Source organism: Streptomyces sp. G-G2 (assembly GCF_030063135.1).
In the GTDB taxonomy this organism is placed as follows: Bacteria; Actinomycetota; Actinomycetes; order Streptomycetales; family Streptomycetaceae; genus Streptomyces.
In genome coordinates this window covers 1-9,011 of record NZ_JASISO010000057.1, presented here as the reverse complement: position 1 = coordinate 9,011, position 9,011 = coordinate 1, and the positions used below count along the sequence as shown (strand labels likewise).

Below are 9,011 nucleotides of genomic sequence, written 5' to 3'. Positions count from 1 at the left end.
ACTGGCCCGGCCCGGACCCCGGCTGATCCGGTCATGCCCTCCGGGGGCGCCTCAACCGCCGGCGAGGCTGAAGGGGGCGCCCTGGGTCCCGGCCAGGGGGAGGCGCCTCAAACGCCGGCGGGGCTGAAGGCGCTCCCCGGGCCCCGGCCAGGGGAGAGGTTGCAGGGGGCCAGGGCCCAGGAGGGGCGGTGGAGGTCTTCGGTGGTGGCCGCCGGGGTGGGGGGCGTGAACGACAGCCCTCAGCGAGGGGAGGCGCGCCTGCCATCCGGCCGTGGGTCAGGTGGCGGACGCAGCGGAGCCCCGCACACCCCTCCCCATCTGACACGGCATCAGCTAGACCGTTCCCATGACGAAAGAAGAGCAGCACGCCCCCGGGCGGCAGGGCGACGGTGACCGCCGCGTCGACGACTACGCGGCCCTGGCGGCCGTCGGCCCGTACGGAGTCCACCCCGGGCACGCGCTCATCACCATGGTCGAACCGCACCCGGGCCACGAGTTCGCCTACAACCGCTGGTACGAGGACGACCACTACTACGCCGGGGCCATGGCCATGCCGTGGATGTTCGCGGGCCGCCGCTGGGTCGCCACCCGTGAACTGCGGGAACTGCGCTACCCGGAGAAGTCGGCCGTCACCCAGCCGGTCACCGCCGGGTGCTACATCTCGACGTACTGGGTGACCGAGGGCCGCTACGACGAGCACATGAAGTGGACCGTGGGCATCAACAAGCGGCTCAACCGGGACGGCCGCGTCTACCAGGACCGTACGCACGTCTTCACGGCCTTCCAGGACCACGTGGCGACCGTCTACCGCGACGGGGCGGCCGGTCCCCGGGACTATCACGCGATGGACCACCCCTACGCCGGGCTCGTGGTCCAGGTCATCGACGCGGACGGGCCCGAGCGGCGCGCGGAACTGCTGGAGTGGCTGCGCGCGCGGCACCTGCCGCAGCGGTTGCACGGCTCACCGGCCGCGATGGTGACGGTCTTCCGGCCGACCCCGCTGCCGGGCGACCGGATGACGTACGTCAAGCAGGTCGAGGGGGTCGACACCCGGCTGACCCTGCTGTGGTTCCTGGAGGAGGACCCGCGCACCTGCTGGGACCGCTTCCAGGGGCTGGACGCCCTGGTCGCGGAGGCGGGGCAGGGGGGCCGGGTGGAACTGGTCGCCCCCTTCATCCCGACCGTGCCCGGGACGGACCGTTACGTCGACCAGCTGCGCTGAGCGGCCGGGGCCGTCGGGGGCGGGTCCGTCGGGGTCCCGGCCGTCCGGGCCGTCGGGGCCGTCCCGGCCGGGGCATGGCCGAGCCCCCTCGGCCAGGACGGCGGGCCAGTCGAGAGGGCTCCAGTCAGTGCTGCGGGGAGTGCATGTGGTGCATGTGGTGCGTGTGGTGCCGTTGGTACGACACGTACGGATGGGATGGTCGGGTCGGATGGGAGGTGCGTCGTGATGTTCAGACGAGGTGTCCCAGCCGACCTTCGTTGACCTCGGTGACGAAGGAGGTCCAGGATCCCGGCGCGAAGGCGATGGACGGACCGTCCTGCACCTTCGAGTCGCGGACCGCGATGGCCTCGGTGACGGGGGACTTGACCTCGACGCACGCACCGTTGCCACCGGAGTAGGAGGACTTCGTCCAGTTATCCGTGGCGCCCAGTCGAATAGCCATGTTTTTCTCCCGGTTCAGCGAGTTGCTCCGAATTGGCGTCAACCCATTCCCTGGCTGACGTGATCGACGCTACCGGCACCGCCCGACGGGTGAAGAGGCCATTCACCCGTCCGGATGGCATATTCAGGCCAGGTCTTCCGTGGCCGGGCGGTGACGGTGTACCGTACCGGCGCCCAGCGCCACCTGCCCGGTTTGCTCCACTTTTACCGCAGGCCGTCCGCTAGCGGCGCTTGCCCGCGTGGTCGTCGATGATTTCGGAGATGAACTCCCGCGTCTGGTCCGCATTCAGGGCCTGGGCGCGCAGGTGCTCGTACATCACGCTGTACTTCTGAACGTCGTTGGCCTTCTCCAGGTACAGATCGCTCGTGACGCCCTCGATGTAGACCACGGTGGAGTCGGAGGCGTCCGGGAATTCCAGAATGGCGTACTGGCCGTTCACGCCGGGGTGCGCGCCCATCGAGAAGGGCATCACCTGGACCGTGACGTACGGCTGTTCCGACTGCTCTATCAAGTACTCAAGCTGCCGGATCATCAGCTGCCCGTCGCCCACCCGACGGCGCAGCGCCGCCTCGTCGATGACCGCCCACAGGCGCAGCGGGCCCACGTCGGGGTTGCTGTTGTCGGTCTCCGAGAGCCGCTTCTGGCGGTGCATCCGCACCTGTACGCGCTTCTCGATGTCGGCGGGCGCGGTCTCCGGCAGTGCGCCGCGGATCAGCGACTGGGCGTACTCCGGGGTCTGGAGCAGGCCCGGGACCACCTGGGGCTCGTACGTCCGCAGGCTGGCCGCGTCCGTCTCCAGGCCGATGTAGACGCTGTACGGGATGTCGCCGAAGGCGTGCCACCAGCCCTGCTGGCGGGAGTCCTTGGCCATCTGCATCAGGGAGTCGACGAGTCGGCGGTCCTCGACCTCGTAGACCTCGCACAGGTCGCGGACGTCGCGCTGGCTGATGGAGCGGCGGCCGTTCTCGAGACGGCTGATCTTCGACTGGGATACGAGCAGGCGTTCAGCGACCTGCTCGGCGGTCATGCCCTTGTCCTCGCGGAGCTTGCGCAGCTCCATGCCCAATCGGCGGCGTCGGACGGTGGGGTTGACATTGGACGCCACGGTTACGGCACCTCCGCTTGCTTGCTGTTTGCTTACTGTCTCTCTGCGTGTCTGATGATGAGCAGACTGCCATCGAAGGACGCGGCGCCGCTGGGGAACGGGCGGGAACGATTCCCCGGTGAGGGGGAAAAGCAGACGCGCGGGGCGGCGGGGCCGGTCGGACCGGCCTCGCCACCCCGCGCGCAGGCGGTGTGTTCCGAACCGGGTCCTGGGGGGACCCGGTTGCGGCGGTGGGGTGTATCGGTGACGCGATCGAGCGGTGGATCGGTGTGCGGTGGATCAATGTGCGGCGGCGCGGGCCATCGCGCCCGTACGGCGCGGCTGCAGCGGAACGCTGGTAGCCGTCGCGCGGGCGGACGGCGGCGAAGCCGGTGCCGGAACGCGGTCGCGGCGCGGCTGTGCGGCCACACCGTTCTGAACGTCCATCACGGCGTGCGCCACGAGGCCGCCCATCGGGTCGTGCCGAATCAGGTCCCGCAGGCGGGACCTGGACGAACGCCCCTCATTGCCGGGGTACAGGTGCTTGCCGAGTCCGACCGCGTGGGCCAGGGCGGCGAGCGCCGCGGTCCGTGGGTCCGGCGGTACACCGGTACGGATCGCAGTGTCCAGCCGGGCACGGATCTCCCGGCTGATTGCCGTGTCGGTCGCCTGGTAGCGAGTCGTCGGCAGCACCCCGCACATCTGGCCCGCGACGGCATGCACCATGCCGCAACGCTCCAGGTGAGCGAGGTAAATCTGGCGGAGCCCCAGTCGGGGTCCGCCGATCCAGTGGACTGCCCGAACCGGGCTGCCGCGACGGCGCAGCAGTTCCAGTGCGGAGTCCAGGGTCGGATCTCCTGTCGGCCGTGGCATCACCACGGCGATACGATCCCCGTCTGGGGCTATCCGTCCTGCCAGAGCCAGCTCCACTAGCTGTGCCCCGGCCAGGCCGAGGTCGAGCGACTGCGGCTGCGCCGTGGTTCCCGTTGTCGGGTCCAAGGCGAGCAGTAGAAGCTCCTCCGGAATTGTTCTGCGGCTCCTGCCCATCCATGCCTCCCCGCGTGGATGAGTGACAGGGTGACCCCTCTCACATTCATCTGTCGAGAGTGCCTGGTCGCTTTGTGGGGGAACCGGCAAGTATGTCGTACTCGTCTAGCACGGGGGCGATGCCCCCGAGACGGGACACTGTTAGACGGTTCGGACACCGGTGCGGACGACGGCCGGACAGCGATCGAGGAGGAACTGGTGGCGGGCGAGTCCCCCGACAAGTCGGTAAAGCAAGGCGCGGGTGCGCCCGGGGCGGCGGAATCCGACCCTCGCCAGTCGGTGTTCCGTCCCCGGGATCCGGAGGCCGCTCCCCAGGGGGAGGACGACCCGTTGCGCGCCGCGGTTGCGGCGTGGGTCGCGACGGCGGACGAAACCGATCCCGAGGCGGGCCCATCGGAGTCCCCGGACCCGGACCCGGATTCCGATCCGGAGCCCGATCCGGATTCCGTTTCTGATTCCGGAGCATCGGCCGAGGATGCGGCGCCGGAGTCGACGCCGGAGCCGTCGACGTCGCCGAAGCCGGTCAAGGATGCCGATCCGGCACCAGAGAAGACTTCCGCTTCATCGCCGAAATCCCCGGATAGCGAGCGTACGGCGGTGTTCCGGGCGGTACGCGAGGATTCCGCTGCCACTCCCGAAGAGCCCTCCGCATTCGAGGCGTTCCGCCGCGGCCCCCGCTCCGGCACCGCCTCGGCTCAGCCGAAATCCGCCGAGGCATCTGATTCCGCTTCTGCCGCGGACCCCCGTCGCTCGGCACCCCTGGACGGGCCGAAGCCCCCGACCCCGCCGACCGACGCCCGTACGGCCACCTTCCGCACGGGCCGCCCGGACGCCGCTCCGACGGCCGACGGGGAGGACGCGACTCCGGCCCCGGCTGCGAAGCGCGAGGGGTCCGACGTGTCGCCCGCCGCGGAGCGGAAGGATTCCGCGCCCGCCGCGAAGCGCGAGGGTTCCGCCAAGCCCGATGGCGGGGGCAAGTCTTCGGCGTCGGCGGACAGTGAGCGTACGGCCGTGTTCCGGGCCGTCCGCCCGGACGCGGAGGCCCCTGCGGACAGCAAGGGCGCCACGGGGGACACCGCCGGATCGGCGGGCACGGACTCCAGCCCCGCGTGGGTGAAGCGCACCCCGGACAAGGCCGCCGACAAGGCCGCCGACAAGGCTCCGGCCCCGGCCGACAACGAACGTACGGCCGTGTTCCGGGCCGTGCGCCCGGACGCCGCCGAGGCGGGACCGGCCAAGGGCGCCGCCTCCGGGGCCAGTACCTTCGTGCCGCTGCGCGGCGAGGGCCAGCCCAAGGCCGAGCCGAAGGCTCAGCCCAAGGCTCAGCCCAAGGCTCAGCCCAAGCTCCAGCCCCCGGCGGAGCCGAAGCGCACCCCCCAGCCCCTCACCGGCAGCGAACGCACCACCACGCAGCCCCTGCCGCCCCGCCCCCCGCTCGACCTGCTCGCCGAGCTGACCAACAACCCGCCCCCGCCGCCCAGCCCGATGCGCACCACCGTGCGCCGGGTCAAGATCTACGCCCCGCTGCTCGCGCTGCTGGCGGTCGTCCTCGGCATCGCGCAGCTGGTCCGCCCGCTGCCGGCCCCGACGCTGACGATGACGGCGAAGACCTCGTACACCTTCGAGGGCGATGCGCCCGCGCTCCCCTGGCCCAGCGAGGGCCAGGCGTACATGGCCGCCGCGGGCCTCGGCACGCTCGGCTCGTTCGGCGAGATGAAGCCCGTACCGATCGCGAGCGTCACCAAGTCGATGACGGCGTACATCATCCTGCGCGACCACCCCTTCAAGAAGGGGGAAAAGGGCCAGCTGATCGACATCGACAAGACGGCCGAGACCGAGGGCAAGAAGAACAACTCCACGGACAACGAGTCCACCCTCGACACGGTCAAGGAGGGCGAGAAGATCTCGGAGTACGACGCGATCGCCGCCCTCATGATCCCGTCGGCCAACAACATCGCCCGGCTCCTCGCCCGCTGGGACTCCGGCAGCCAGGAGGCGTTCGTCGCGAAGATGAACGCCACCGCCAAGGAACTCGGCATGACCAACACGACGTACACGGACCCCTCGGGTCTGGACGCGACCACGGTCAGCACCGCCGAGGACCAGGTCAAGCTGGGCCTCAAGATCGTCGAAATGGACGCCCTGCTCGACATCACGCGCAAGCCCAGCTGGGTCGACCCGTCGGGCAAGACGTGGACCAATTGGAACCGCCTGGTCCCGCTCGACAACTCGCTCGGCATCAAGACCGGTACGACGACGAAGGCGGGCGGAAACCTCCTCTTCGCCGCGCAGAAGAAGGTCGGCGGCACCAATCAGCTGATCGTCGGCGCCGTCCTCGGACAGCACAAGCCGCCCATCATCGACACGGTGGTCGCGGCGAGCAAGCAGCTGATGCTCAGCACGCAGAAGGCCCTCCAGGGCGCGACCGTCGTGAAGAAGGGCGATGTCGTCGGCTACGTCGACGACGGCCTCGGCGGCCGGACCCCGGTCGTCGCCACCGCCGACGTGCAGGCGGTCGGGTGGTCGGCGCTCACGGTTGCCGTCAAGCTGGGTGAAGGCGGTACGAAGATCCCGCAGACGGCGAAGGCGGGCACCCAGGTCGGCATGCTGACCGTCGGCGAGGGCGCGAGCCAGGTCAAGGTGCCGGTCGCGCTCCAGCGCGAGCTGGTCGCGCCGGGCTTCGGCAGCAAGCTGACGCGCGTCGGCTGACCCGGCCCACGAGGGCGACGGGCACAGGGATCGCGGCGCCCCGGGCAACCCCGGCGCCCCGGGCAACCCCGGGGCGCCGGGTCGCGTCTTGGGACCGGGACGGATGTTGGGGAGTACGGCAGTGACCACCGCTGAGCGGGGCCAGGAACAGAGCAACGCCGACGGGTCCGGAGACGCGGAAGCCGGGATACCACCGGCCCAGGACCCCGGCCCGGACCCCGGCTCGGGCTCCGGCCCCCTTCGAGACGGCGCCGGGTCCCGGCTCCGGGGCCGCCTCCGGGCCGCGCTCGGCTTCGGCCACCGCCACCCCGTCGCCGTGACGACGGCCGTCGCCGCCGTCCTCCACGTCGCCTGGTTCTTCAGCTTCGCCAACAGCGGCGGCGACCTCGCCGCCCAGGACGCCTGGGCCGAGTTCGTCGGCCGCCACCCGGACTCCGCGTACAACCTCGCCTGGTACGGCGGGATGCACCCGGTGTCCTACAGCGTCGTCTCGCCATACCTCATGAGCCTCCTCGGCGTCCGTACGACGATGATGATCGCCGGGACCGTTTCCGCCGCCCTGCTCGCCCTGATCCTGACCCGCTGCCGGGGCGCCGTCCGCGCGCCCCTGTGGCCCGCGCTCGCCGGGGTCTACGGACTGCTCTGCAACGCCCTGTCCGGCCGGGTGACCTTCGGGCTCGGCGTGATGTTCGCGCTCGGCGCGGTCGCCGCGGCCTTCTGCTGGCCCCGCAAATGGGCCGAGCGGCGCTGGGCCAAAGCGGCCGCCGCCGCCGTGCTGGCCGCGCTGGCCACCGCTTCGAGCCCGGTGGCCGGGCTCTTCCTCGGGGTGACCGCGGCCGCGCTGTTCCTGAGCGGGCGGCGCCCGGGGGCGTACGCGATCGGCCTGCCTCCGGTGGCCGTGGTGGCACTGTCCGCGTGGCTGTTCCCCTTCTCCGGCACGCAGCCGATGGGACTGGGCTCGGCCTGGCTGCCGTTCCTGTTCGGGGTGCTGATCGCCGTCCTCGTACCGAAGCGGTGGAAGACCGTCCGGATCGCCGCCGGCGTCTACGCCTTCGGCGTCTTCCTGACCTGGGCCATCGATTCCCAGGTCGGCTCGAACGTCACCCGCCTCGCGATGCTGTTCGCCGGAGCCGTCCTGGTCGCGGCCCTGCCGCACGCGCTGCCGCGCTCGCGCCGCTGGTACGCGCTGCTGGTCGCCATCGCCGGAGTGACCGCCTGGATCACCACCAACAGCGTCACCGACATCGTGCGCACCACCCCCGTGGCCGCCTGGAACCGCGAGCTGGCCCCGCTGATCGACCAGCTGCAGAAGGCGGGCGCCGACCGCGGCCGGGTCGAGGTGGTCCCGGCCAGCAGCCACCGCGAATCCTCGGCGTTCCCCTCGTACGTGAACCTCGCGCGCGGCTGGAACCGGCAGGCCGACCTCGAACGCAACCCGATCTTCTACGACGACACGCTCACGGCCGGGAGCTACTGGGCCTGGCTCCAGCGCTGGGCCGTGCACTACGTGGTGCTGCCCGCCGACAAACCCGACTCCGGCGGCGAGTCCGAGGCGAAACTGGTCCGCGAGGGCCTGCCGTACCTCCAGCAGGTGTGGGGCGACGTGAACTGGCAGCTCTTCAAGGTCGACCGGCCCACCGAGCTGGTCTCCGGGCCCGCGACCGTGGTTCGCGCGGGCGCGGACCAGTGGGTGGTCGATGTACGGCAGCCGGGCCGGGTGCTGGTCCGGATTCCGCACTCGCCGTGGCTGGGCCTGGTAGACGCCGAGGGCAAGGCGGTGGAGCCGCCGCAGGAGACGGCAGCCTCCAAGGCCCGCGGCGCGGCGGTGCCCAAGGGGGCCGCGAAGGAGCCGAAGGAGTACGCGAACACGGCGGGCTGCCTGTTCAAGGCGGAGCCCGACGGGCTGGGCGACGTATGGACGGAGCTGCTGGTTCCGGCGGCGGGGGAGTACCAGGTGGCGGCGAAGTACCAGCTGCCGCGCGGGACGCCCTGTCCGGAGGAGCTGGTCCGGGACGCGGTGGGGACGCCGGAGGGTCCGTAAGGAGAACGTGGGAACTTCTCCTCCCCGTCCGGGTGCGTTCATCCTCATATCTGCATACGATCCCCATAGGTCCGATTGGGTGGTTCCCGAGGGAGTTGACGGCGGGATGAGCAAAGAGCAGAAGCAGGATTTCCGTACGGCGGTCGCCAAGGCCCTGGAGTCGCCCCAGACCCCGAGGGGCCGGGCCCACGTGTTCGACGGTGAACCGCGGAGCAAGGTGAAGGGCGGGGCCCACACGAAGGCGGAGCTGAAGCGGGCGGGAACCCCTCAGGGTGACCGCATCGGCGAGCGCAGCAGGGGTCTCAGCTGACCGGCTCCGACTGGCTCCGACGGGCTCGGCTCTAGATGAATGAGTCCAAGGGATGGCCTGCGGACATGGCACGAGGGCGTCCAGTGTCGATGTGTGAAGAACGACGTGAACACCCTCGCAACAGCACTCTATGCCCGGATCGATGACGAGTTGAAG

Annotated in this window: 7 protein-coding genes; 4 read left to right on the top strand and 3 right to left on the bottom strand. The window is 70.8% G+C overall.

Annotated features, from left to right (window positions below):
* Positions 1 to 346 precede the first annotated feature (346 nt).
* Complete coding sequence (locus tag QMF80_RS32705) at positions 347 to 1,222, top strand: hypothetical protein (protein ID WP_283460027.1); 876 nt, start codon at positions 347 to 349, stop codon at positions 1,220 to 1,222.
* Between the two features lie 229 nt (positions 1,223 to 1,451).
* Here the strand turns inward: QMF80_RS32705 and QMF80_RS32700 are convergent, their stop codons facing one another.
* From QMF80_RS32700 to QMF80_RS32690, 3 genes are all read right to left on the bottom strand, one after another.
* Positions 1,452 to 1,664 (bottom strand): DUF397 domain-containing protein, encoded by a 213-nt coding sequence (locus QMF80_RS32700; RefSeq protein WP_283460025.1) that lies wholly within the window; start codon positions 1,662 to 1,664, stop codon positions 1,452 to 1,454.
* 220 nt (positions 1,665 to 1,884) lie between these two features.
* Positions 1,885 to 2,769 carry a helix-turn-helix domain-containing protein gene (locus tag QMF80_RS32695; protein WP_283460023.1) on the bottom strand — a complete coding sequence of 295 codons (885 nt, stop codon included), beginning with the start codon at positions 2,767 to 2,769 and terminating at the stop codon, positions 1,885 to 1,887.
* A gap of 279 nt (positions 2,770 to 3,048) precedes the next feature.
* Complete coding sequence (locus QMF80_RS32690; RefSeq protein ID WP_283460021.1) at positions 3,049 to 3,795, bottom strand: GOLPH3/VPS74 family protein; 747 nt, start codon at positions 3,793 to 3,795, stop codon at positions 3,049 to 3,051.
* A gap of 897 nt (positions 3,796 to 4,692) precedes the next feature.
* Between QMF80_RS32690 and QMF80_RS32685 the strand changes: the two genes are divergently transcribed.
* The 3 genes from QMF80_RS32685 to QMF80_RS32675 all read left to right on the top strand — a co-directional run bounded on the left by QMF80_RS32685 (position 4,693) and on the right by QMF80_RS32675 (position 8,855).
* Positions 4,693 to 6,504 (top strand): D-alanyl-D-alanine carboxypeptidase, encoded by a 1,812-nt coding sequence (locus QMF80_RS32685; protein ID WP_283460019.1) that lies wholly within the window; start codon positions 4,693 to 4,695, stop codon positions 6,502 to 6,504.
* Between the two features lie 121 nt (positions 6,505 to 6,625).
* Entirely contained in the window at positions 6,626 to 8,545 is a 1,920-nt protein-coding gene (locus QMF80_RS32680) for a DUF8823 domain-containing protein (RefSeq protein WP_502962970.1), read from the top strand.
* Positions 8,546 to 8,651: 106 nt separating this feature from the next.
* A complete protein-coding gene (locus tag QMF80_RS32675) occupies positions 8,652 to 8,855 on the top strand; it encodes a hypothetical protein (protein ID WP_283460016.1) in 204 nt (67 codons plus the stop codon).
* The last annotated feature ends 156 nt before the right edge of the window (positions 8,856 to 9,011 follow it).

Excerpts from the sequence above, each read along its gene's own strand:
- QMF80_RS32700 (WP_283460025.1), bottom strand. The coding sequence starts at position 1,664 with ATGGCTATTCGACTGGGCGCCACGGATAACTGGACGAAGTCCTCCTAC.
- QMF80_RS32675 (WP_283460016.1), top strand. The coding sequence starts at position 8,652 with ATGAGCAAAGAGCAGAAGCAGGATTTCCGTACGGCGGTCGCCAAGGCC.
- QMF80_RS32690 (WP_283460021.1), bottom strand. The coding sequence starts at position 3,795 with ATGGGCAGGAGCCGCAGAACAATTCCGGAGGAGCTTCTACTGCTCGCC.
- QMF80_RS32705 (WP_283460027.1), top strand. The coding sequence starts at position 347 with ATGACGAAAGAAGAGCAGCACGCCCCCGGGCGGCAGGGCGACGGTGAC.